Origin of the sequence: Thiohalorhabdus sp. Cl-TMA (assembly GCF_041821045.1) — a bacterium.
GTDB lineage: Bacteria > Pseudomonadota > Gammaproteobacteria > Thiohalorhabdales > Thiohalorhabdaceae > Thiohalorhabdus > Thiohalorhabdus methylotropha.
The window spans coordinates 227,109-249,981 of the sequence record NZ_JBGUAW010000004.1 but is presented as its reverse complement, the minus strand read 5'-3'; the positions used below and the strand labels follow the sequence as shown (position 1 = coordinate 249,981).

At 67.2% G+C, this 22,873-nt stretch carries 23 protein-coding genes; 20 read left to right on the top strand and 3 right to left on the bottom strand.

Annotated elements, in window-relative coordinates; genetic code table 11:
- Window positions 1-98: 98 nt before the first annotated feature.
- The 7 genes from ACERLL_RS07345 to ACERLL_RS07315 all read left to right on the top strand — a co-directional run bounded on the left by ACERLL_RS07345 (window position 99) and on the right by ACERLL_RS07315 (window position 10,342).
- Entirely contained in the window at window positions 99-1,190 is a 1,092-nt protein-coding gene (locus tag ACERLL_RS07345) for an efflux RND transporter periplasmic adaptor subunit (protein WP_373655421.1), read from the top strand.
- A 111-nt stretch (window positions 1,191-1,301) separates the two neighbouring features.
- Window positions 1,302-4,478 carry an efflux RND transporter permease subunit gene (locus ACERLL_RS07340; RefSeq protein ID WP_373655420.1) on the top strand — a complete coding sequence of 1,059 codons (3,177 nt, stop codon included), beginning with the start codon at window positions 1,302-1,304 and terminating at the stop codon, window positions 4,476-4,478.
- Complete coding sequence (locus ACERLL_RS07335; protein WP_373655419.1) at window positions 4,475-5,977, top strand: BCCT family transporter; 1,503 nt, start codon at window positions 4,475-4,477, stop codon at window positions 5,975-5,977. Before ACERLL_RS07340 ends, ACERLL_RS07335 begins: the two co-directional genes overlap by 4 nt.
- Before the next feature lie 229 nt (window positions 5,978-6,206).
- Window positions 6,207-6,515, top strand: coding sequence for a hypothetical protein (locus tag ACERLL_RS07330; RefSeq protein ID WP_373655418.1), 309 nt, complete (start codon window positions 6,207-6,209; stop codon window positions 6,513-6,515).
- Window positions 6,516-6,925: 410 nt separating this feature from the next.
- On the top strand, window positions 6,926-7,744 hold the full coding sequence (locus ACERLL_RS07325; RefSeq protein ID WP_373655417.1) for a hypothetical protein: 819 nt from the start codon (window positions 6,926-6,928) through the stop codon (window positions 7,742-7,744).
- Window positions 7,745-7,865: 121 nt separating this feature from the next.
- Entirely contained in the window at window positions 7,866-8,720 is an 855-nt protein-coding gene (locus ACERLL_RS07320) for a bile acid:sodium symporter family protein (RefSeq protein ID WP_373655416.1), read from the top strand.
- A 143-nt stretch (window positions 8,721-8,863) separates the two neighbouring features.
- Window positions 8,864-10,342 carry an arylsulfatase gene (locus ACERLL_RS07315; RefSeq protein WP_373655415.1) on the top strand — a complete coding sequence of 493 codons (1,479 nt, stop codon included), beginning with the start codon at window positions 8,864-8,866 and terminating at the stop codon, window positions 10,340-10,342.
- 51 nt (window positions 10,343-10,393) lie between these two features.
- Here the strand turns inward: ACERLL_RS07315 and ACERLL_RS07310 are convergent, their stop codons facing one another.
- Entirely contained in the window at window positions 10,394-10,537 is a 144-nt protein-coding gene (locus ACERLL_RS07310; protein ID WP_373655414.1) for a hypothetical protein, read from the bottom strand.
- A gap of 51 nt (window positions 10,538-10,588) precedes the next feature.
- Complete coding sequence (locus ACERLL_RS07305; RefSeq protein ID WP_373655413.1) at window positions 10,589-11,422, bottom strand: bestrophin-like domain; 834 nt, start codon at window positions 11,420-11,422, stop codon at window positions 10,589-10,591.
- A gap of 365 nt (window positions 11,423-11,787) precedes the next feature.
- On the opposite strand from ACERLL_RS07305, the gene ACERLL_RS07300 reads away from it, so the two are divergent.
- Together ACERLL_RS07300 and ACERLL_RS07295 are read left to right on the top strand one after the other, a co-directional pair.
- The gene (locus ACERLL_RS07300) at window positions 11,788-12,018 is read left to right on the top strand and encodes a hypothetical protein (RefSeq protein WP_373655412.1); all 231 of its coding nucleotides are present in this window, start codon (window positions 11,788-11,790) and stop codon (window positions 12,016-12,018) included.
- 50 nt (window positions 12,019-12,068) lie between these two features.
- Window positions 12,069-12,257 (top strand): hypothetical protein, encoded by a 189-nt coding sequence (locus ACERLL_RS07295; RefSeq protein WP_373655411.1) that lies wholly within the window; start codon window positions 12,069-12,071, stop codon window positions 12,255-12,257.
- A 178-nt stretch (window positions 12,258-12,435) separates the two neighbouring features.
- On the opposite strand, the gene ACERLL_RS07290 is transcribed toward ACERLL_RS07295, so the two are convergent.
- Window positions 12,436-13,119, bottom strand: coding sequence for a zinc metallopeptidase (locus ACERLL_RS07290; RefSeq protein ID WP_373655410.1), 684 nt, complete (start codon window positions 13,117-13,119; stop codon window positions 12,436-12,438).
- Window positions 13,120-13,288: 169 nt separating this feature from the next.
- Here ACERLL_RS07290 and gpmA point away from each other — a divergent pair, with 169 nt between their 5' ends.
- The 11 genes from gpmA to sucD all read left to right on the top strand — a co-directional run bounded on the left by gpmA (window position 13,289) and on the right by sucD (window position 22,869).
- Window positions 13,289-13,999: a 2,3-diphosphoglycerate-dependent phosphoglycerate mutase gene (gene gpmA, locus ACERLL_RS07285; RefSeq protein WP_373655409.1), complete on the top strand. Its 711-nt coding sequence runs from the start codon at window positions 13,289-13,291 to the stop codon at window positions 13,997-13,999.
- Window positions 14,000-14,026: 27 nt separating this feature from the next.
- Window positions 14,027-14,284, top strand: a complete 258-nt coding sequence (locus ACERLL_RS07280; RefSeq protein WP_373655408.1) for a hypothetical protein — start codon at window positions 14,027-14,029, stop codon at window positions 14,282-14,284.
- A 36-nt stretch (window positions 14,285-14,320) separates the two neighbouring features.
- On the top strand, window positions 14,321-14,674 hold the full coding sequence (gene arsC / locus ACERLL_RS07275; protein ID WP_373655407.1) for an arsenate reductase (glutaredoxin): 354 nt from the start codon (window positions 14,321-14,323) through the stop codon (window positions 14,672-14,674).
- Between the two features lie 300 nt (window positions 14,675-14,974).
- On the top strand, window positions 14,975-15,271 hold the full coding sequence (locus tag ACERLL_RS07270; protein WP_373655406.1) for a hypothetical protein: 297 nt from the start codon (window positions 14,975-14,977) through the stop codon (window positions 15,269-15,271).
- 105 nt (window positions 15,272-15,376) lie between these two features.
- Window positions 15,377-16,051 (top strand): LON peptidase substrate-binding domain-containing protein, encoded by a 675-nt coding sequence (locus ACERLL_RS07265; RefSeq protein ID WP_373655405.1) that lies wholly within the window; start codon window positions 15,377-15,379, stop codon window positions 16,049-16,051.
- A gap of 9 nt (window positions 16,052-16,060) precedes the next feature.
- Window positions 16,061-17,554 (top strand): carboxypeptidase M32, encoded by a 1,494-nt coding sequence (locus ACERLL_RS07260; protein ID WP_373655404.1) that lies wholly within the window; start codon window positions 16,061-16,063, stop codon window positions 17,552-17,554.
- Between the two features lie 157 nt (window positions 17,555-17,711).
- Window positions 17,712-19,007 carry an NADP-dependent isocitrate dehydrogenase gene (gene icd / locus ACERLL_RS07255; RefSeq protein WP_373655403.1) on the top strand — a complete coding sequence of 432 codons (1,296 nt, stop codon included), beginning with the start codon at window positions 17,712-17,714 and terminating at the stop codon, window positions 19,005-19,007.
- A gap of 6 nt (window positions 19,008-19,013) precedes the next feature.
- Entirely contained in the window at window positions 19,014-19,670 is a 657-nt protein-coding gene (locus tag ACERLL_RS07250; protein WP_373655402.1) for a hypothetical protein, read from the top strand.
- Between the two features lie 14 nt (window positions 19,671-19,684).
- The gene (gene mdh / locus ACERLL_RS07245) at window positions 19,685-20,635 is read left to right on the top strand and encodes a malate dehydrogenase (RefSeq protein ID WP_373655401.1); all 951 of its coding nucleotides are present in this window, start codon (window positions 19,685-19,687) and stop codon (window positions 20,633-20,635) included.
- Window positions 20,636-20,824: 189 nt separating this feature from the next.
- On the top strand, window positions 20,825-21,994 hold the full coding sequence (sucC, locus tag ACERLL_RS07240; RefSeq protein WP_373655400.1) for an ADP-forming succinate--CoA ligase subunit beta: 1,170 nt from the start codon (window positions 20,825-20,827) through the stop codon (window positions 21,992-21,994).
- The gene (gene sucD / locus ACERLL_RS07235; protein WP_373655399.1) at window positions 21,991-22,869 is read left to right on the top strand and encodes a succinate--CoA ligase subunit alpha; all 879 of its coding nucleotides are present in this window, start codon (window positions 21,991-21,993) and stop codon (window positions 22,867-22,869) included. Before sucC ends, sucD begins: the two co-directional genes overlap by 4 nt.
- Window positions 22,870-22,873: the final 4 nt, after the last annotated feature.

The following is a 22,873-nucleotide window of genomic DNA, read 5'->3' as shown; positions in this document are numbered from 1 at the left end:
TGCCGTTGGTCAGGGCACCCGACCTTTCGGTGAATCCCCGCCTGCCAGATACCAGACAGGTAATGAACCCTCCTGGTTTGGGCGCTAAGAAGGCATCCATGGCGAACTCCCGCAGAATCCTGGTAAACGCGCTCATCCTCGTCCTGGTGGCGGTCTTGGGCGCCTGCGAGCGGGGGGAGGAGCAGGATGCGCAGCGGGAGCGGACGGTTCGACCGGTCAAGACCATGGTGCTCACCGGGGCGGAGGTGGCGGGTAGCCGGCGGTTCCCGGCAACGGTGCGGGCGGCGCAGCGGGTGGATATCGCCTTTCAGGTCTCCGGCCAGGTGGTGGAGCTGCCGGTTCAAGAAGGGCAGACCATCGGTAAGGGTGGCCTGGTGGCCCGTCTGGACGCCCAGCGTTACCGGTCCAGCTTGCAGTCCGCCCGCGCGGAATACCAGGAGGCCCGCGCCAGTTTTCGGCGCGCCCGAAAGCTGGTGAAGGGAGGATTCGTTTCGCAAACCGAATTCGAACAGGCGCGGGCCCGCATGCAGAAGGCCGAGGCGGCCCTGGAAAAGGCCCGGAAGGATGTGGAGGACACCGTGCTGCGATCGCCCTTCGAGGGGGTGGTGGCCCGGGTGATGGTGGACCAGTTCCAGGAGGTGCAGGCCAAGGAGCCGGTGGCCAGCATCCAGGACATCACCACCATCGAGCTGGTGGTGGACGCCCCCGAGCGCATCGTGGCCCGCCGCGGACAGGCGCCGCGGGCGGAGATGGTGGCGGTGTTCGAGTCGCTGCCGGAGCAGGAATTCCCCGTCACCCTCAAGGAGTTCGCCACCGAGGCGGACCCGGTGACGCAAACCTTCGAATACGTCTTCGCGCTCCCCCAGCCGGAGAATGCCAACCTCCTCCCCGGAATGACCGCCTCGCTTATTGCCCGGCCCAAGGCAGAGAAGGAACAGCCAGGTAGGAAGGGCTTTGTCCTTCCCGCATCGGCGGTATTCGCCGCCGAGTCCGGGGCCCCTTCGGTGTGGGTGGTGGATCCGAAGACCAACAAGGTGTACCGCCGGAAGGTGGAAACGGGGGAGCTCACTGGGTCGGACAGTATCCGCGTACTGGAGGGCCTGGAGCGGGGGGACCGCATTGCGGTTGCCGGGGTGACCCAGTTGGAGGAGGGGATGAAGGTGAATCCGGTGGAGGAAATTGACTATTAGGACGTGGACCGGGCGTTCAGCCGCCGTGCGGCGTCTGTATGACGCCGCCCTGCGGGTCGCGGCGGGGACGCCGCCTCAAAAGGGGCCGTTTAACGCGGGGTGGCGTCTGCAATGAACCTCGCCGAATGGAGCCTCCGCAACAACATCACGGTCTGGGTGCTGACCGTGCTCATGGTGGTGGTCGGTGCCAGCTCCTTCTTTAACCTCTCCTGGCTGGAGGACCCCGAGTTCACCATCAAGGAGGCGGTGGTCATCACCCCCTATCCGGGGGCCTCGGCCCGGGAGGTGGAGGAGGAGGTCACCAACGTCATTGAGCGGGCCGTCCAGGAGATGGGCCAGCTTAAATTCGTCACTTCTCGTTCCTCCCGCGGTCGCTCGGAAGTCAATGCCACCATAAAAGACCAGTACGACAAATCCTCCCTGCCCCAGGTCTGGGACGAGCTGCGCCGCAAGGTCCACGACGCTCAGCGCAACCTCCCCCCGGGAGCGGGCCCTTCCGTGGTCAACGACGATTTCGGCGATGTCTACGGGGTCTACGTGGCCCTCACCGGCAAGGGCTATAGCGCGCAGGAGCGCTACGAAGTCGCCAAGTTCCTGCAGCGGGAGCTGCTAGGCGCCGAGGACGTCAAGCGCATCACCCTTTACGGGGCGCTCCCCGAGACCATCTACGTGGAGATGCAGCGGGACCAGATGAGCCGGTTCGGTGTCTCCCCCGAGGCCATATTCGCCGCGCTGCAGGCCAAGAATATCGCCGTGCCCGCCGGCAATCTGACCGTGGGCGACGAGCTCGTCGCCGTGGACCCCACCGGGGGATTCCGTTCCGAGGAGCAGTTCGGCGACCTGCTCATCCGGAGCGGCGGGGAAGGCGGTAACCTGATCCAGCTGCGCGACGTGGCGGAGATCAAGCGCGGCTACCAGGATCCCCCGGATACCATCCTGCGGGTGGACGGCCAGCCCGCCATCGGCCTGGGCATCTCCACGGTGGAAGGCGGCAACGTGGTCAACATGGGCAATGCCTTGAAGGAGCGCCTAGAGCAGCTTCGGGGCCAGCTGCCCATCGGCATGAAGATGCACCCCATCGCCGTGCAGAGCGATGCCGTGGTGGAGTCCGTGCGGGGGTTCCTGGTCAACCTGATCGAGGCGGTGGTGATCGTGGTCCTGGTCCTGCTGCTGTTCATGGGGCTGCGCAGCGGCTTGATCATTGGCGCCGTGCTGCTGGTGACCATCTGCGGCACCTTCATTTTCATGGACTTCCTGGACATCACCTTGCAGCGCATCTCCCTGGGGGCGCTGATCATCGCCCTGGGCATGCTCGTGGACAATGCCATCGTAGTCACCGACGGCATGCGCGTACGCATGCGCCAGGGGGAGGACGCCGACAAGGCCGCCCGCGAGGTGGTGGGCCAGACCGGCATCCCCCTGCTCGGCGCCACGGTCATCGCCGTGCTCGCCTTCGCCGCCATCGGCACGTCCCAGGACTCCACCGGGGAGTACACCCGCACCCTGTTCCAGGTGGTGCTGATCTCCCTGCTGCTAAGCTGGGTCACCGCAGTCACCGCCACGCCTTTGCTATGCAAAACCTTCCTGAAGCGGGGTGCGTCCGGCGGCGAGCAGGGCGGCGGGGACCCCTACAGCGGCGGGCTCTTCCAGGGCTATCGGCGCCTCCTGACCCTGGCCATCCGCCACCGGGGCATTACCCTGCTGGGGGTGCTTTCCCTGTTCCTGGCCGCGCTCGCCGCCTTCGGGGCGGTCTCGAAGAGCTTCTTCCCCGACTCCACCCGGCCGCAGTTCTACGTGGATTTCTGGTTCCCGCAGGGCACCCGCATCGAGGAGGTCGCCGAGCGTATGCGCCCGGTGGAGGCGTATCTGCGCGACCAGGAAGGAGTGAGCCAGGTGGCCACGCAGGTGGGCGGCAGCCAGGTGCGCTTCCTCCTCACCTACCCGGTGGAGAAGCTCGACCCGCGCTTCGCCCAGGCCCTGGTGAGCGTGGACGACTACCGCAAGATTCCGGATATGATTCAGCGCCTCCAGCGGGAGCTGCCGGAAAAGGTCCCCGATGCGGTGGTCAATGCCCGGCAGTTCATCCTCGGACCCTCCACCGGCGGCAAGGTCCAGCTCCGCATCAGCGGCCCGGACCCCCGGGTCCTGCGCCGGCTCGCCGAGGAGGCCCAGGGGATCATGCAGGACGACCCCGCCTCCAAGGGGGTGCGCAACGAATGGGGCAACATGGTCAAGGTGGTCAAGCCCATGCTGGCGGAGACCCAGGCCAGCCGGGCGGGGATCGACCGCACCGACCTGGGCCGGGCCATGGAGATGGCCGTGGACGGTACCCAGGTGGGGGTGTACCGGGAGGAGGACGAGCTGCTGCCCATCGTCGCCCGCCTGCCCTCGGCGGAGCGCTTCGACCTCGACAACCTCGGCTCCATCCCGGTGTGGAGCGAGGTGGCCGAGGAGATGATCGCCGCCGACCAGGTGGTTACCGGCTTCCGCCCTGAGTTCGAGAACACCGACATCTGGCGCCGCGACCGCACCACCATGCTGCGGCTCCACGCGGACGTGGACCGGGGCCTGCCGGCCGAAATGATGAACCGCATCAAGGCGCCCATTGAGAAGGCCCTGGGGGTGGATGCGGAAGCGGTACTGGGCCATCCGGTGTCCCGGGCGGAGTGGGGGCCGCAGACCATCCCGGTGCAGGACATGGGCAGGCTGCCGCTGAAGGGCATGCCCGGCTACTCCATCGCCTGGGGCGGCGAGGCGGAGGACTCGGCCCGAGCCAACGCCTCCCTGGCCGGCTACATCCCCATCTTCTTCGGCTTGATGGTGCTCATGGTCATCATCCTGTTCAACTCCATCCGCAAGACTCTGGTGATCTGGCTCACCGTGCCCCTGTCCATCATCGGCGTAACCGTGGGGCTCCTGCTGTTCGGCCAGCCCTTCGGCTTCATGGCCCTGCTCGGCCTAATGAGCCTTACCGGGATGCTCATCAAGAACGCCGTGGTCCTCATCGACCAGATCGATGCCGAGCGAGGGGGCGGCAAGGCGCCCTTCCCGGCGGTGGTGGATGCGGGGCTCAGCCGCCTGATCCCCGTGTCCATGGCGGCGCTTACCACCATCCTCGGCATGGTCCCGCTGGTGGGAGACGCCTTCTTTGTCGCCATGGCGGTGACCATCATGTTCGGGCTCGGCTTCGCCACGGTGCTGACCTTGGTCATCGTCCCGGTGCTCTACGCCGTCTTTTTCAAGGTGCCGAACCCTACCGTGGCGGAAACGGGGGAAAAGCAGGCTTGAAGGGGCTAACCCGTAATCTCGTCCCCCTGCTTGCCCTGCTGCTCACCACCGCAGTGGCGGTGTGGGGCATCGTCGATACCGATGGGCTGGCCGGCCTCGCCGAGCGGCACGTGGCCCTGGTTTTCCGGAGCCGGGGCTGGTTCGTGATGCTGACCACCAGCATCCTTCTCATCACGGCGGTGGCTCTGGCCCTATCCCGGTACGGCAGGCTGCGGCTCGGCGGCGATGACGACCGCCCGGAGTTCTCCACGCCCAGCTGGCTCACCATGATGTTCGCCGCCGGCATGGGCGTGGGCCTGCTCTTCTACGGCACCGCTGAGCCGGTAACCCACTTCCTCTTCCTACGCCAGGAGTTCGATCCGGCCCGGGCCTCCGACGGCGCCCTGTTCATCACCGATTTCCACTGGGGCCTGCACGCCTGGGCCATATACGGGATGACGGGGATGGTCATCGCCTACTTCAGCTTCCGCTGGGGCGGTCCGCAGCTGGTGGGCGCCCCCCTGGCGCAGGTCTACGGGGCTAATCGCTGGACCCGGGGTGCCGGGGGCGTGATCGATCTGCTGAGCATCTACGCCACCGCCATCGGCCTGGCCGGGTCGGTGGCCATGGGGGTGTTCCAGGTCTCCGACGGTCTCGCCGGGATGCTGGGGATGGAGCCCGGCGGCATGGGCTTGGCGCTGGCCGTGTTCGCCGTGCTGTTCGCCGCCTATATGTTCCCGCTTACGGTGGACCTGAGCCGCGGCATGGCCCTGCTCTCCAATACGGCCATCGCCATCACCATCGGCCTCATGGTCTACATCCTGCTGGTGGGGCCCACGGGAACCCTGATGGGCTCCATCGTGGATTCCATCGGCAACTACCTGAGCCGGGTGGCGCACCAGGGGTTCCGCACCTATGCCTTTTTCGATCGGTCCGTGGAGGGCTGGTTCGCGGAGTGGACCCTGAACTACATGGTGTGGTGGTTGGCATGGTCGCCCTTCGTCGGCGTGTTCATCGCCCGCATCTCCAGGGGGCGCACCATCCGCGAGTTCGTGGCCGGGGTGCTTCTGGTGCCCACGGCCTTCTCCATCTTCTGGTTCGGGGTACTCGGCAGCGCCGGCTTCTTCCAGGGGCGGGCGGGCCGCCTGGACCTGGAGGTGGTGAGTGAGGACGTGAACCGCGCCACCTTCCTGCTGTTGGACAACTTCCCCCTGTCGCCGCTGACCACCATCGCCACCATCGTCGCCGCCCTCCTGTTCATCATCACCAGCGTGGTGAGCGCGGCCTATGTGCTGGCCATGTTCTCCAGCCACGGCGACACCAACCCCCGGGTGCGGGTCAAGCTCACCTGGGGGGTGATCCTCGGTGTGCTGGGCCTGGCCATGATCCTGTCCGAGAGCGCCGAAGCGGTCCGCCAGATCATCGCCCTGAGTGCCGGCCCCTTCGTCTTCATCGTCCTGCTGCTGCTGGTGACCTTCTTGCGGGCCCTGCGCCAGGAACCCCCACGGAGGGCGGAATAATGGACAAATTCCTGAATGTCATGGTGTTCGCCTTTGTGGGACTGCTCATCTGGCTCTGGGTGAAACGGATTCCCGGGGAGGGCGAGGACTGAAAGGGTACTGTGGACCATTCGCGGCGGCGTGGACCCCGTTTTGCTCCCGCTACCAGGACGGAGCAGGAGGTGGTGGATAATGCTGGAAAGGCAGGGGTCCGGGGCTGGCGCAGACGGCCGGTGATCAAACTGCTGGAGTGAGGTCCGAACCGGCCCCGCGCGAGCGGGATTCGGCCGGGATCAACGGGCCGACCAGCGTCCTTGAGCAGATCAGGGAGATCAGAAAAGCGCGGGAAAAGGCGCGGCCCGTCTGGCCCACTATCCCCTCGCTGGGAAGATACGACCTCAAGCTGGCGGCTGATTACAACGCCCTGTACCAGCACCTCACCGACATCCCCGGAGAAGACACCGCGGCTGGTGGTGCCGTCCGGCTCTACGGCGAATGGCTGGGCCTCCGAGTAATAATCTTGCGCCCGTCGGCGGGGCGGGCGCTCCGTGGTACCTGAGGCGAAAAATCAACGCCTTCATATAGTTTTGTGGAGGGGTTTGCCGGAATAGTTCCTCAGTAAAGTCCCGGCCAAGGGGCATCCCACTATCCGTAAAGGCTTTGCGGGACCCGCCGAGGTGGGCCGCCGCTTCTCCTTTCGCCATGGAAGAATCCGGAGAGGTTCGGAATCCGCAATATGGGGTGGAGGGATAGTGCTGTTGGCCCGCCGACCTGTTCCATTTTCATTTAAGGAAATTCCCCGCTTTTTCTCCTGAAGATCCCTCTTTGCTCCAATTTACGGCGCCAAATGATGCCCGGCTCCTTGAGCCGGGGCGATTTGTTGTGCCCTTTTGGGAGGAGCGGAAAACCGTTATTCCGGTTTTTGAAGACAGGAATGCAGAAAGAACGGGAAATGGAAGGGTAATACTCATGAATAAGGTGACCACGGGTACCCTGGCAGCCCTACTGGGCCTGGGGGCTCCACCCGCACTGGCGCAGACCGCCGACCCGGAAGAGGAACGTCCGGATACCTTCGTCCTGAACCTGGGAGCTTTCTACATCGATGATGCGGATTCCACCATCAGCGCCAACCGGCCGGCGGGGCTGCTTGGGACCAGCATCAGCCTGGAGCGCGACCTGGATGTGGAGGAGCGGGTGACCGTACCGCGCCTGCAGGGTTATTTCCGGTTCAATCCCCACCACCGCATCGATTTCTCCTATTTCCAGTATGAACGGGACGGGAAGAAGACCATCGGCCGGGAGATCGACTTCCGGGACCAGACCTTCGACGTCGAGGCCCGGGTGAAGGGCTCGCTGGAGAACGAGGTCTGGAAGCTCGCCTATACCTGGTCCTTCTATCACACGAAAACGTTGGAGCTGGGCTTCACTGCCGGCGCGCGGGTGACCCGCTATGAAGCGGAGCTGAAGACGACCGGTGGGGCGGTTTCCGAGAAGGAGGAGGTGAAGGCGCCGCTACCCCTGCTGGGGCTGCGTCTGGACTATGCCATCAGCCGCAATTGGCATGTGCTTTTCACCACCGAATCCCTCTATGTGGAGCTGGGCGAGGATATCCGGGGCTCCTACAACGACATGCGGCTAGCTATCGAGTGGCGGCCCATCCAGCACGTGCACTTCGGCCTGGGGACCAACCGGTTTACCCTGAATGCCCGGGTGGACGAGCCGGACTGGCGGGGCCAGCTGGATAACGCCTATCGGGGCTACCTCGGGTATGTCGGGGTCCGGTTCTGACGTCTGCCGGCGGGAACCAGCTTGAGCGTACCCACCCTGTAGACCACGGACATGTATTCGAGCAGCCGGCGGTGCTTATCCATCCCGGTGGGAAGCAGTTGCTCTCCGGGGGAAGGGTTTCATGGGTGCCAGTGCAACCGTTTCCCTGATTGTTTTCGTCGCAGCCTCCATGGTGGGTATCGGCCTGCAGGTGACCACGGGGGCGATGCGAGAAGCATTGCGTCTGCGAGGTTTTCTCGGCCGCGCCCTGGTTGCGAACTTCCTGGTGATACCGCTGATGGGCGTGGCGCTGGTGCGCCTGGTGCCCATGAAGCCGGAGTTGGCGGTGGCATTATTGCTGCTGGCTTGCGCGCCCGGCGGGCCGAGCGCCTTGCAGTTTACGGGCAAACAAAAGGCGGCGCTGGCCCATGCCGGGACCACGGCTTTCGCACTTTCCCTCGTCGCGGTATTCCTTTCGCCCTTTTTGATGGAGCTAGCCCTTTCGGGGAGCATGCCCCTGGCCGTTCCCTATGCCCGGGCGTTCTGGGTGTTCCTGCTTCTCCTGGTGCTACCGCTGGGGCTCGGCCTACTCCTGCGCTCGCAGGTGCCCGGGCTGGCCACCAGGCTCGCCCCGCCCGCAGTGATTACCGGTACCTTGGCGTTCGTCGCCTTTATCGGCTTCACCCTCGCCCGGCGCCAAGCCAATATGGCGGCCTTGGAGCCCTGGGCCTTGCTGGCGATGTTCGGCTTCATCCTGGCATCCCTGGCCATTGGGTGGCTTCTGGGCGGCCCCGAAGCTCCTACCCGCAGGGTGCTGGCCACCGCCAGCAGCATGCGCAATGTGCCCTTTTGCCTTGCCGTGGCTCAGCACAGCCCCCCCGGAATAAACATCGAGGTGCCGTTGGTGGCCTTCAGCGCCCTCATGATCCCGCCGAATCTGGTTTTCTTCCTGGTGACGCTGCTGAAGGGGCGGCGGGGTGAAGGCCAAGCCAGCTAGGTAGCCGCAGCGTAACCCCCGGGTGAGCCCCTATTTTCGATCCCTTATCAGCTAGAAAGGTCAAAACAGTAAGGACCGTTGCTGTTGTAAGCGGGGCTGAGGACTGGTGCTTTTGTTTTGACCAAACCGATCGGAGAAGGGCCATGCCCGAAGGAAAACCGAACATCCTGGTCCTGTGGGGCGACGACATCGGCTGGTACAACCTGAGCTGTCACAACCACGGCGCCATGGGCTACGAAACGCCCAACCTCGATCGCCTCGCCCGCGAGGGGATCGATTTCACCGACTACTACGGCCAGCAGAGCTGCACCGCCGGCCGGGCCGCCTTTATCACCGGCCAGAACCCGGTCCGCACCGGCCTGACCAAGGTGGGCATCCCCGGGGCGGATGTGGGTCTGCAGGCCGAGGACCCCACCATCGCCGAGCTGCTCAAGCCCCTGGGCTACGTCACCGGGCAGTTCGGCAAGAACCACTTCGGCGACCTGGACAAGTTCCTGCCGCACAACCACGGTTTCGACGAGTTCTACGGCAACCTCTACCACCTGAACGCCGAGGAGGAGCCGGAGCATCCGGACTACCCCGAGGACCCCGAATTCCGCAAGCGCTTCGGTCCCCGGGGCGTGATCCACGCCTTCGCCGGCGGAGCCATGGAGGATACCGGCCCGCTGACCAAGGAGCGCATGGAGACCATCGACGACGATGTCACCGACCGTACCAAGGGCTTCATCCGGCAGGCCCACGAGGCGGGCAAGCCGTTCTTTATCTGGTGGAACGCCACGCGCATGCACCTGTGGACCTATCTCAAGGAGGAATCCCGGGGCCTGAGCGGCCAGGGCTTCTACAATGACGCCATGGTCGAGCACGACGGCCACGTGGGCCAGCTCCTCGACCTCCTGGACGAGCTCGGCATCGCCGAGGACACCATCGTCCTCTACAGCACCGACAACGGCCCCCACTACAACAGCTGGCCCGACGCCGCCATCAGCCCCTGGCGCAGCGAGAAGAACACCAACTGGGAAGGCGCCTACCGCGTGCCCTCCCTGGCCCGCTGGCCCGGCAAGTGGCGCTCCGGGGCGGTCCTGAACGGCATCGCCACCCACCAGGAATGGCTGCCCACCCTGCTGGCGGCCGTCGGGGAGCCCGATATCGTGGACAAGCTCCGCAAGGGGCACGAGGCGGGGGAGAAGCATTTCAAGGTGCACATCGACGGCTACAACCTGCTGCCCTACCTGAGCGGCGAGACCGACGAGAGTCCCCGCAAGTGGTTCTTCTACACCAACGACGACGGCAAGGTTGTTGCCATCCGCTACGGCGACTGGAAGGCGGTGTTCGCCGAGCAGCGGGCCAAGACCATGCAGCTGTGGGCGGAGCCCTTCGTGGACCTGCGCCTGCCCAAGCTCTTCAACCTGCGCCAGGACCCCTTCGAGCAGGCCGACGAGAACGCCAACGGGTACTGGAACTGGGTCATCGAGCACGCCTTCGTGATCTATCCCATGCAGGCCCTGGCGGCGGAGCAGCTCCAATCCTTCCGCGAGTTCCCGCCGCGCCAGAAACCGGCGGCCTTCAATCTGGATGCGGTGATCGAGAAGATGCAGACCGCCGTGGACGGGGGTCTTCACTAAAGGCAGGTGGGCGTCTTTTAGTGGCCTGTCCTGAGACAGGACACTAGATGCTTATGTCGTATCGGCAATTTTCTGGTTCGGCTGGCTTTCCATCTCCCTTAGCTCCCGTTGGAGGAACAAGTTCAGGGCCGTCCGGATCGCCGCGACGGCCGCCACCTGCAGCCAGGACACCGCTTGGATAAGCGCCTCTTCCACGGTCTTTCCGCAGAATGGTGCCTCCCGCGGTCAGTCTCGGGCCCGGGTGAGCTACTCGGTGCCTGGAAGACGGCTACCCGGTTGAAAACCCCTCGGAGGGCCTTCCGGGCCCACCGCACCGATGTTCTCCTGCACGTCCAGAAGGGGCTGCTGGCTCGCTGTGATGAATCCCATCCGCGCATTCTCCAGGTCCACGATCACGGTCAGCAGGATGGTGATGAGCACGACCATGGCGCCCAGGCCGATATAGAACCGGCGGTTGTCCAGCCCTGTCACGTAGCCCATGAAAAGCACCGCGATCACCGCGCCGACGTGGAGTACGAACAGCAGCGCCGGCGGGGCACGGTACAGATAGGCGGCGACCCGGCTGGTGTGCAGGTCGATGGTTTCGTTGAGGGAGCTGATGAACAGCGTCTTGCGCGCCGGATCGGCGCCGCTGCGGGAAAACTGCTCGGCCTGCTTCCACAGTGCTTCATGCAGCCGTTCCGCCTTGGCAATGGCCCGCTCAACTGCCTTTGGCATGGGCGTCGGTGTCCGGGTAATGACGTAGTCGCGCAGTAAGGCCCGCGTGCGCTCCCGCATCTTCTCGGGCATGGTGCCCGCCCGCAGGTAGGTGGTCTCGATGGCGTTGGCCTCCTGGATGACGAGCTGGCGGCGGGTGTCGAAGCGGTTGTAGGAACCGGAGTAGGTGAAGCTGAGCACCAGGGCCAGGAAACCGAGGATCGCGGCCTGGAGGGTGGTGGCCTGGGACCGCTGTGAGCTTTCTATTTGCCCCGCGTATGGACGCCCGAGCCGAAATCCGGCCTCGGTGGCTAGGAATAGCACGATCAGGACGATCAGACCCAGGAGGCGGGGGTCAAGGCCGAAGAATACGGCTTCTAGCATGGATTACTGCTCGGTGACGGATGGCTTAACGCTCTGTTGGAATTGATTCGGATCTTTCAGGTCTTCGTGCATCCGCAGGCCGTTAGGAAAGGTCTGGTAGGAAGAGCGTTAAGGGGATCGGGCGGATAATGCAATTAGGACAAGCCCAGACTCGTTGCTTGTTGTTGGATAGGCGGACGGGGTCTGATCATCCCGACCTGTAGGCTTCCCCTCCCGAAGCTGCTTGGTAGCCCTATATACACGATTCTTCCCCGGGTGTTACTCGGGAAAGAATACCGGGCGATCTTCCGTCGATCCGACTTTCCCGGCAGCGAGGTTACATGCGGCAGCGTCAGCGTCCCCGTTCCCGGAATCGACCGCCCCCAGTGTTTCGGCTGGGCCTGCGGTTCCGCGGCCGTCCCCTGCCCCGCTGGCGGCTGTTGCTTGGAATCCTGAGCGCCGGTGTCGCCGGCGTGCTCCTGCTGTGGGTTTTGCTGGGCTTCCTGCCGGGGTTTCCCCCGGTCCCGGGGGCGTCGGGACCGGGCGGATTGCGGGCGGTCGCCGCGGTGATCGTGGCGGGGCTGCTGGTGGCCAGCCTGGCCTTCGCCGATTTCTAGCTCCCGGATCCTATCTCCGGTCGGGTACCGGTTTCAGAAGGAGGCCCTGCATGTTCAAGCTTTCCGATTTCTTCATCCTGCTCGCCGTCATCGTTTCCTTCGCGGTATCCGGTTTTCTCTGGTACTCCGGAAACCAGAGCCAGGGCATCTTCACCGCCATCTGGGTCCCGGCGATCCTGTGCTTCGGGATCTATTTCAAGCTGGCGGCCCTGGTGGCCCGGAGCGAAGACCATGAGTAGTAACCTCCATCTGGCCGTAGCGGTCTTCGTGTTCTTCATGCTGGTGATCGGCCTGGCGCTGACGGTATTGGAGTTCCGCCGGGTCCGGCGTCGCGGCTGATCGGCGGCGCCAAGACGGTTGATGTACGACAAGGGCGGCATTCGGGCCGCCCTTCATCGGTGGGCTCCCGAGGGTCCGTTAGCGCCGCAGCAGCCGCAGCCAGTACCAGAGGTTGAGCATTCCGGACAGGGAGGCGGCGACATAGGTGAGGGCGGCCGCGGACAGGATGCGCCGGGCGGGGCGGCGATCGGCCTCGGGGAGATAGCCGCCCCGTTCGAGGACGGGCAGGGCGCGCTTGAAGCTGGCGTCCAGCTCCACCGGCAGGGTCACCAGATGGACCACGGCCGCCGCGCCCACGCTGACGACCCCCGCCAGCAGGGGCACCAGCAGTCCCGTGGGGGAGCGGCTGGCGAGCAGCACGAGCGGGGCGGTCATAACCACCACGGTACCGGTGCGCTGCAAGCCCTGGGCGATCTGCACCAGGCGGGTGCGCATGCGCAGCGGCCGGTAGTTGGCGTGGTCCTGCAGGGCGTGGCCGATCTCGTGGGCGGCCACCGCCACTGCCGTCAGGGAGCGTCCGTGGTAGTGCTCGGGCTGGAGGGCCACCACCTTGCGGTCCGGGTCGTAGTGGTCGCCCTTCTCCGAGGCCTCCACGCGGACGCCGTCGAGGCCCAGGTGCTCGCGGAGGTGGTCCGCCAGCTCGCCGCCCGTGCCCGGATAGTCGGGGCGGTCCTTGCCGTAGCGCGCCATGACGCTGCGGACCCAGAACTGGGGACCGAAGAGCAGGGCGAGCAGGCCGGCGGTAGCGATCAGGAGATGCATGGGAGACCCCCGCGGAACGGTTGCACCCTCGCATTATAGGACAGCGGAACGCCCGCCGGGGTTGCCGGTCCGCGCGCCGCGGCCGCCAGCGGTGAACCGAGCCTGGCCAGGGCGGGACCAAATGGGGGAAAGTGGAAGATCAATTCATCCGCCATGGAGCCCTTCTCCTATGCCCTACCTCGCCCTTATCCGGCACGGCGAGAGCCAGTGGAACCTGGAAAACCGGTTCACCGGCTGGACGGACGTGGACCTTTCGGAAAAGGGAGTGCAGCAGTCCCGGGAAGCCGGTCGGCGGCTGCATGGATCCGGATACACCTTCGACACCGCCTTCACCTCCTACCTGCGCCGGGCCATCCGCACCCTGTGGATCGTTCAGGACCACATGGACCAGATGTGGATCCCGGAATTCAAGGACTGGCGGCTCAACGAGCGCCACTACGGCGCCCTGCAGGGGGAGGACAAGGCTGCCTTCCAGGAGATCTACGGCAAGGAGCAGGTGCACCAGTGGCGGCGCTCCTATGCGGTCCGCCCGCCCCAGCTCGAGCCCGACGATCCCCGCCATGCGCGCTTCGAGCCCAAATACCGCGGCCTGGAGCCCGGGGAGATTCCCGCTGCGGAATCCCTGGCCGACACCGTACACCGGGTGCTGCCGTGCTGGCGCGAGCAGCTCCAGCCCCGTCTGCGCGCGGGCTCGGATCTGGTGGTGGCCGCGCACGGCAACAGCCTGCGCGGTCTGGTGAAGTACCTGGAGGGGATCGCCGACGACGCCATCCCCCATCTCGACATCCCGCTGGCCGTGCCGCGGATCTACGAATTCGGCGACGACGGCGCCATTCGCCGCTGCTTTTACCTGCGTGAGGAAGGCGAGGAGGAGCTTTGAGCTCCGGCACCCGGAAGGAGCGCGCCCATGAGCAGCCTGCTTAGCCGACGGGAGCGGGCCCGGCTGGAGCCGGCGGAGCGCGCCGGACGCATCCAGTGGGTTAGCGACCTGGCGGAGATCCCGGAGGATTTGCGGGCGCGGTTCGGCTTCGGGCCGCTGGGTCCGGCGGACGGTCCCGTGAAGCGCGCCATGCGGGCGATGAGCGACCCAGCCGCAACACGCCCCACGGCTATGTCCGCGCGGAAGGCTAGGGGAGCGGGCAGCGGGCCGCCAGGAATGCTATAGTCCGGCGCCGGACATCCAGCATGACAGGGAGGCGCCATGTCGGACATAACCATCTACCACAATCCCCGTTGCTCCAAGAGCCGCCAGACCCTGGACCTGCTCAAGGAGGAGGGCCTGGACCCGGTGGTGATCGACTACCAGAAGACGCCCCCCGCGGCGGAGGAGCTGGACCGCATCTGCACCATGCTGGACAAGGGTCCCCTGGAGGTTACCCGGACCCAGGAAAAGCTGTTCAAGGAGCTGGGATTGTCCAAGCAGGACGAGCGGAGCCGGGCCGAATGGCTGCGGCTGCTCACCGAGAACCCCAAGCTCATCGAGCGGCCCATCGTGGTCAACGGCGATCGCGCGGCCATCGGCCGGCCTCCGGAGAATGTGCGCGCCATCCTATAGGCCGCCGGCTAGACCGCCGGCCCGCGCGTGGTAGTCAGGCCATGTGGTTCAGACCACGTAGTTGGCGACGATGATCAGGGCCAGGGTGATTCCCATGAGCCCGATGAGGATCACGGCCAAGTTCTTGACCATAAAGCTGTCTTCAGGATGCAACATGGCGGCTTGCTCCCTGGAGCCGGGCCGGCTCCCATTGCTGCCCCCCTATAAAAATCTGATTTGGTGAGGAAAATTTAGTTCCGCATCTGCACGGCAACCTAGGGCTTCCCGGCGGGCACCGCCCGGGAGCGCGGAGGAGGAGCCATGGATCTGGAATCCTTCAAGGCGAGCTTGTCCGACGACGGCCCCCCCGACGGGGTGGGACGTCCCCTGCAGGCACTCTGGTGGGACGCCCAGGGCGACTGGGACGGCGCCCACCGTCTGGCCCAGGCCGAGCCCGGCCGCAGCGGCGCCTGGGTGCACGCCTACCTGCACCGCGAGGAGGGGGATCGCGGCAACGCGCAGTACTGGTACAGCCGGGCCGGCCGCAAGATGTCCCAGTCCTCCCTGGCCGCGGAATGGGAGGAGATCGCCGCCGCCCTGCTGGGAAACGGCGGCTAGCCTTCCGGGAACGGGCCGCGTCGCTCGCCCTCCTTGGCGAGCGGCCCGCGGCCTGGGAGAGTGAGAGGATAACCCAGGGCGGCAACGCCCCACCGCGAGGTCTCTATGGGCACCCGGGGACGCTATCCCGATATCGACGCACTCCCTTCCTCCGCCCCGGTATTTCCCCTGACCGGCGCGGTGCTCCTGCCGCGGGTGCGGCTGCCGCTCAATATCTTCGAGCCCCGCTACCTGGCCATGGTGGATGCCGCGCTCGCGGGTGACCGGGTGATCGGCATGATCCAGCCCGCCACGGCCGGCGCGGAAGGGGAGTCCATGAGCCCGGATCTGGCCCGGGTGGGCTGTCTGGGGCGGCTCAGCGCCTTCAGCGAGACCGAGGACGGTCGCTACCTCATCACCCTGACCGGTCTGTGCCGGTTCTCGGTGGGCGCGGAGCTGGAGGTGGATACCCCGTTCCGGCAGGTCCGCATGGAGTACGGCCACTACAGCGGCGACCTGAAGCCCGCACCCGAGCCCGATCTGGACCGGCGACGCCTGCTCGGCGCCCTGGAAGCCTATCTGCAGAACAGGGAGCTGGAGGTGGACTGGGATTCCCTGGAGGGAGCGGGCTCCGAAGGACTGGTGAACACCCTGGCCATGATGCTCCCCCTGGGGGCGCGGGAGAAGCAGGGACTGCTGCTGGCGGAGACGCTCAACCAGCGCGCCCAGCTGCTCGTGACCCTGCTGGAGATGGACCGCTCCCGGGGCTCGGAGGACGATTCGGATACGCCCTTGCAATAGGGGGGCGCCGTGGACGCCTATCAGGCCCTGTACGGGCATTTCGAGGAGCTGGCGGCCCTGGACCACGTCCGGGGCATCCTCGACTGGGACCGCCGGGTGGTCATGCCCGCCGGGGGCGCCGAGGAGCGGGCGCGGGCCCAGGCGGCCGTGGCCCGCTGGCGGCGCGCCCGGCTCGCCGATCCGCGCGTGGGTGAATGGCTGGAGGCGGTGGAGCCCGGATCGCTTGCGGTCGAGGACCGCGCCAATCTCCGCGAGATGGCCCGGCTCCATAGGCGGGCGGCGGCGGTCCCGGAGGGACTGACCGGGGCCCTGGCCGAGGCCGCCGCCCGGGCCGAGTCCGCCTGGGCGGCCTGCCGCCCGGCGGGCGACTGGGCGGCTTTCCGGCCTCATCTGGAAACGGTGGTGGAGCGGGTGCGGGAGCAGGCCGCCGCCCTGGCCGAGACAGAGAGAGTGACCCGCTACGGGGCGCTCCTTGCCGGCTTCCAGCCGGGCCTCACCGCGGACCGGGCGGAAGGACTGCTCGGCGAGCTGGAGGACTTCCTTCCCGGCCTGGTGGCGCGGGCGGAGCGGGAGGGGGAAGCCGCCCCCGATCCGGGTGGCCCCTTCGCGGCGGATCTCCAGGAGGATCTCGCCCGGCGCGTTACGGGGCTGCTCGGCTACGATTTCCATCATGGGCGGCTGGACCGGGCGGCCCATCCCTTCACCGGCGGGGCGCCGGCCGATATCCGTATCACCACGCGGTTCGAAGAGCGCGACTTCGCCCCCGGCCTCTTGGCCGCCGTCCACGAGGCCGGCCACGCGCTCTACGAGCAGCACCTGCCGGCGCGCTGGCGCCACCAGCCCGCTGGCCGGGCGCGCGGCATGGCGGTCCACGAGGGTCAGAGCCTGTTCATGGAGAACCAGGTGGGCCTTCACCCCGGCTTCCTGGCGCAGGTGGACGGGATGCTCGCCGAGGCGCGGGGGGCGGACCCGGACCGGCGGCAAGGGTCCGGAGCGGCCCTTTTCCGGCGCCTGACCCGGGTAGCGCCGGGGCTGATCCGGGTAGAGGCCGACGAGTGCACTTATCCCCTGCACATCCGCCTGCGCCACCTGCTGGAGCAGCGGCTGGTCACCGGCGAACTGGCGGTGGCGGACCTGCCCGAGGCCTGGGAGGCCAGCATGCGCGAGCACCTCGGCGTCGCCCCGGAGGGCGACCATGGCAACGGCGTCATGCAGGACCCGCACTGGGCCGCCGGCCTCTTCGGTTATTTCCCCTGTTATGCCCTGGGTGCCCTGATCGCCGCCCAGCTCATGGAAGCCCTGCGTCTGGATCTGCCGGCGCTGGACCACCAGCTGGCGGCGGGGGATCTGGCCCCGCCGCGCCGGTGGCTTGCCGAGCGGGTGTGGGCCCGGGGCAGCCTGGAGGAATTCGAGGCGCTGATCAGTGACGCCACCGGCAAACCGCTGGACACCGGGGCCTTCCGGAGGCACCTGGAGGCTCGGTACCTGCGAGGGCCGGGCTAGCGACCGGCGGATCCGGGGCGCTCCGGGCAAATTGCGCCGGCCGCCAGATCGGGTTAGCCTTCTCCCCCGAATTGACGCGCAAGTACAGCCGCTTTCCCCGGGTGCCGGACATCCGGGGCGCGGGGTCATGGTGAAAGCAGACGGAGTGCAACACTCGATGGCGTACGACAAGATCCAGGTACCGGAAGACGGCGAACCGATCACCCGCGGCGAGGATGGCCAGTGGCGCATCCCCTCCCGCCCGATCCTGCCCTACATCGAGGGCGACGGCATCGGCACGGACATCACCCCGGCCATGCGCAAGGTGGTGGATTCCGCCGTCGAGCGGGCCTACGAGGGCCACAAGCGGATCAGCTGGATGGAGATCTACGCCGGCGAGAAGGCCGTGCACACCTACGGGGACAACAACTGGCTCCCCGAGGAGACCATGGAGGCCCTGCGCGACTACCGGGTGGCCATCAAGGGCCCGCTGACCACGCCCGTGGGCGGCGGCTTCCGCAGCCTCAACGTGACCCTGCGGCAGGAGCTGGACCTGTACGTCTGCCTGCGTCCGGTGCGCTACTTCAACGGCACGCCCTCGCCGCTGAAGAAGCCCGAGACCGTGGACATGGTCATCTTCCGCGAGAACTCCGAGGACATCTACGCCGGCATCGAGTGGCCGGCGGGCTCCCCGGAGGCCCGCAAGCTGATCAAGTTCCTGCGCGAGGAGATGGGCGTGGAGAGCATCCGCTTCCCGGATACCTCCGGCATCGGCATCAAGCCGGTGTCCGAGGAGGGCACCCAGCGGCTGGTGCGCAAGGCCATCGAGTACGCCCTGGAGAACAACCGCCAGTCGGTGACCCTGGTGCACAAGGGCAACATCATGAAGTTCACCGAGGGCTCCTTTAAGCAGTGGGGCTACGAGCTGGCTGAGCGGGAGTTCGGCGACCGCACCTTCACCTGGCGCCAGTACGAGGCCATCCGCGACCAGGACGGCGTGGAAGCCGCCAACGCCGCCTGGGACGCGGCGGAGGAGGAGGGCCGGATCCTCATCAAGGACGCCATCGCCGACAATTTCCTGCAGCAGATCCTGCTGCGTCCGGCCGAGTTCGACGTCATCGCCACCATGAACCTCAACGGCGACTACATCTCCGACGCCCTCGCCGCGGAGGTGGGCGGCATCGGCATCGCCCCGGGCGGCAATCTCTCCGACGAGTACGCCATGTTCGAGGCCACCCACGGCACGGCGCCCAGCTACGCGCACCTGGACAAGGCCAATCCCGGCTCGCTGATCCTGTCCGCGGAGATGATGCTGCGCTTCCTGGGCTGGACCGACGCCGCCGATCTGGTAATCAAGGGCATGGAAGGCGCCATTTCCAACAAGACGGTCACCTACGATTTCGAGCGGCTCATGCCCGAGGCCACCCTGCTGTCCACCTCCGAGTTCGCCCAGGCCGTCGTGGACAACATGTAGGGCGGCATGGCCTCCCGGCTGCGTACCCGGGTCCTGGGCAAGCGGGTCCACCTGAAGCGGGTGGACGGCTGGGTGCGCCAGGACGGGGAATCGTCCCGGGACGGCCTCTCTCTGGATACCGGCTCGCGCCGCCTGCCGCTCCGCATTCCCGGCAGGTTCTTCCGCGACGGGCAGCGGCTTTCCCTGGTGGCGGTCTACCGGGGCAGGGGACGCCGTCGCGCCTGGGCCCTCTGGAGCGATCCCGGCTCGGGGCTCCGGGAATGGATCACGCGTCCGGCCGCCCTGGCGCGGCGCCTGCGCCTTGCCTGGCGCCCGCTCACGCCCCTCGACGCCCTCCTCGTCGGGGCGCTGGTCTGGGCGGTGGCCGTGCGCGGCCTCCGGCTCCCCGCCCTCTATGCGGGGGCGGCGGCCTGGTTCGGCGAGGCGCCGGTCCATGCCGTGCTGGACCGGATCTCGGCGCTGTTCCACGGGCTCGACCGCCTGCTGGTGCGGCTCGAATGGATGCGGGCCTACGAGCGGGTCTTCGACCATCCCGTGTGGCTGGGCGCCGGGGTGGTCCTGGCCTATGCGGCCCTGAAGGGGGCGCTGCTGGGACTTTCCCTGGGGTATTCCATTTTCCGGCTCCGCCGCGCCGTGCTACGGGCGAGCGGGGCGAAGCACTGAACGGAGCAGGCCCGATGCATCTCCCCAAGATCGCCATGATCGGCGCCGGGCAGGTGGGCGCCACCGCCGCCCACCTGATCGCCAAGAAGGAGCTGGGCAACCTGGTGCTGGTGGATGTCGACGCCGGCATGGCCCGCGGCAAGGCCCTGGACATTGCCGAGTCCGGTCCCGTGGCCGGCTTCGACGTGGCGGTGTCCGGCACCGACGACTACGCCGACATCGCCGGCTCCGAGGTGGTGGTGATCACCGCCGGCATGGCCCGCAAGCCCGGAATGGACCGCTCCGAGCTGCTGCGCAAGAATGTCGAGATCGTCTCCGGCATCGCCCGGCAGGTGGCCGAGCATGCCCCCGAGGCCTATGTCATCGTGGTCACCAACCCCCTGGATGCCATGGTGTGCACGGTGAAGGAGGTGACCGGCTTCCCGCCCAACCGGGTCATGGGCATGGCGGGCGTCCTCGACTCCGCCCGCATGCGGCGCTTCATCTCCCAGGAGCTGCGGGTCTCCGGCAAGGACGTTACGGCCATGGTGCTGGGCAGCCACGGCGACCGCATGGTGCCGGTGCGGGGCAGCTCCACGGTGGGCGGCATTCCCATCACCGAGCTGCTCTCCGCCGAGCGGCTGGAGGCCATCGTCGAGCGCACCCGCCACGGTGGCGGCGAGGTGGTGGAGCTGCTGAAGACCGGCTCCGCCTACTACGCGCCTGGGGCGAGCATCACCGAGATGGTGGAGTCCATCGTCCGCGATCAGCGCCGCATCCGGCCGGTGGCCGCCTACCTGCAGGGGGAGTACGGCGTTTCCGATCTCTATATCGGGGTGCCGGCCATCATCGGCTCCGGCGGCGTGGAGCAGGTGGTGGAGATCCACCTCACCGAGGCCGAGCGGGAGCAGTTCGACGCCTCCGTGGAGTCGGTGCGCAAGCTGATCGCCGAGGCGCGCGCCGTGAGCGGGCCCGGAGGAGCCTAGCGGGGCGGCGGGCGCCCAGGCCTTCCTGGCCGGAAGCGCCCTCCGGGGGCGCGGACTCCGCTCAGCGCCGCCGCGTCCCCATACAGTGGCGCGGCCGGAGGCCGCTCCCACAGGGGCTATGTTTTTACAGGGCTTTCGCATCCGCCGGACGGATGGAATGATTCCCGAAATTGCAAACCGGGGTGCTAGATGCTGATTCACGAATACCAAGCCAAGGCCATCCTGGAGGAGCACGGCGTGCCCGTGCCTGCCGGGCGGCCGGCCTTCACCGTCGCCGAGGCGGTGGACGCCGCCGAGCATCTGGGCGGCGACCGCTGGGCGGTGAAGGCCCAGGTCCATGCCGGGGGTCGGGGCAAGGCGGGCGGGGTGCAGCTCGCCGATTCCCTGGACGAGGTGCGCGAGCGCGCCGACGGCCTCATGGAGCACACCCTGGTCACCGAGCAGACCGGGGCCAAGGGCCGGCTGGTGCGCCGGCTGCTGGTGGAGAAGGCCTACGGCTTCACCCAGGAGTTCTACGTGGGCGCGGTGGTGGACCGTCACGTGGACTCCATCGTCTTCATGGTCTCCAGCGAGGGCGGCGTGGAGATCGAGGAGGTGGCCCGTACCAATCCGGAGAAGATCCTCCGGGTGACCGTGGACCCCGCCGTGGGCCTGCAGCCCTTCCAGGCGCGCAAGCTGGGCTTCGGGCTCGGCATGGACTGGGCCCAGGTGCGCCAGTTCACCAAGATCCTGATGGCCCTGTACCGCGCCTTCGTGGACAAGGACGCCTCGCTGGTGGAGCTCAACCCCCTGGTGCTCACCGACGAGGGCAATCTGCTGGCCCTGGACGCCAAGTTCAACCTCGACGACAACGGGCTGATCCGCCACAAGGACCTCACCGAGCTGCGCGATCCCAACGAGGAGGAGCCCAAGGAGCACGAGGCCACCGCCCACGGGCTCAACTACATCGCCCTGGAGGGCAACATCGGCTGCATGGTCAACGGTGCCGGCCTGGCCATGGCCACCATGGACATCATCAAGCTCTACGGCGGCGAGCCGGCTAACTTCCTCGACGTGGGCGGCGGGACCTCCGTGGAGCGGGTGACCGCGGCCTTCAAGATCCTGCTCTCCGACGAGAACGTGGAGGCCATCCTCATCAACATCTTCGGCGGCATCGTCCGCTGCGACGTCATCGCCGAAGGCATCATCGCCGCGGTCCAGGAGGTGGCCCTGAACGTGCCGCTGGTGGTGCGGCTGGAGGGCACCAACGTGGAGCAGGGCCGCAAGCTGCTCCAGGACAGCGGCCTCGACCTGATCACCGCCACCACCCTGGCGGACGCGGCGGAGAAGGCGGTTACCGCCGGAAAGGGCGCGGCATGAGCATCCTCGTCGACAAGGACAGCAAGGTCATCTGCCAGGGCTTCACCGGCGAGCAGGGGACCTTCCACTCGCGGCAGGCCATCGACTACGGCACCCGCATGGTGGGCGGCGTGACCCCCGGCAAGGGCGGCCAGACCCACCTGGATCTGCCGGTGTTCGACACCGTGGAGCAGGCGGTGCGCGAGACCGGGGCCTCGGTTTCCATGCAGTACGTCCCCGCCGCCATGGCCGCCGACGCCGTCATGGAGGCGGCGGACGCCGGCATCGAGCTGGTGGTCACCATCACCGAGGGCATTCCCGTGCTGGACATGACGCGGGTGAAGGCCTACCTCAAGGACCGCCCCACGCGCCTGATCGGCCCGAATTGCCCCGGCGTGATCACCCCCGGCCAGTCCAAGGTGGGCATCATGCCCGCGGCCATCCACACGCCGGGCGGCGTGGGCGTGGTGTCGCGCTCGGGGACGCTCACCTACGAGGCGGTCTACCAGACCACCCAGCTCGGCCTGGGCCAGTCCACCTGCGTGGGCATCGGCGGCGATCCCATCAGCGGATCGGACTTCGTGGACATGCTGGCCATGTTCGAGGCCGATCCGCAGACGGAGGTGGTGATCATGGTGGGCGAGATCGGCGGCACCGCCGAGGAGGAGGCCGCCGAGTTCGTGCGCGCCCGCATGACCAAGCCCGTGGTGGGCTACATCGCCGGCATGACCGCGCCGCCGGGGCGGCGCATGGGCCATGCCGGCGCGGTGATCTCCGGCGGCAAGGGCACGGCGGAGGAGAAGTTCGCCGCCATGGAGGCGGCGGGCATCGCCATCGCCCGCTCCCCGGCGGAGATCGGCCAGCGGGCCAAGGAGGCCCTGGAGGCAACGGCCTGATACG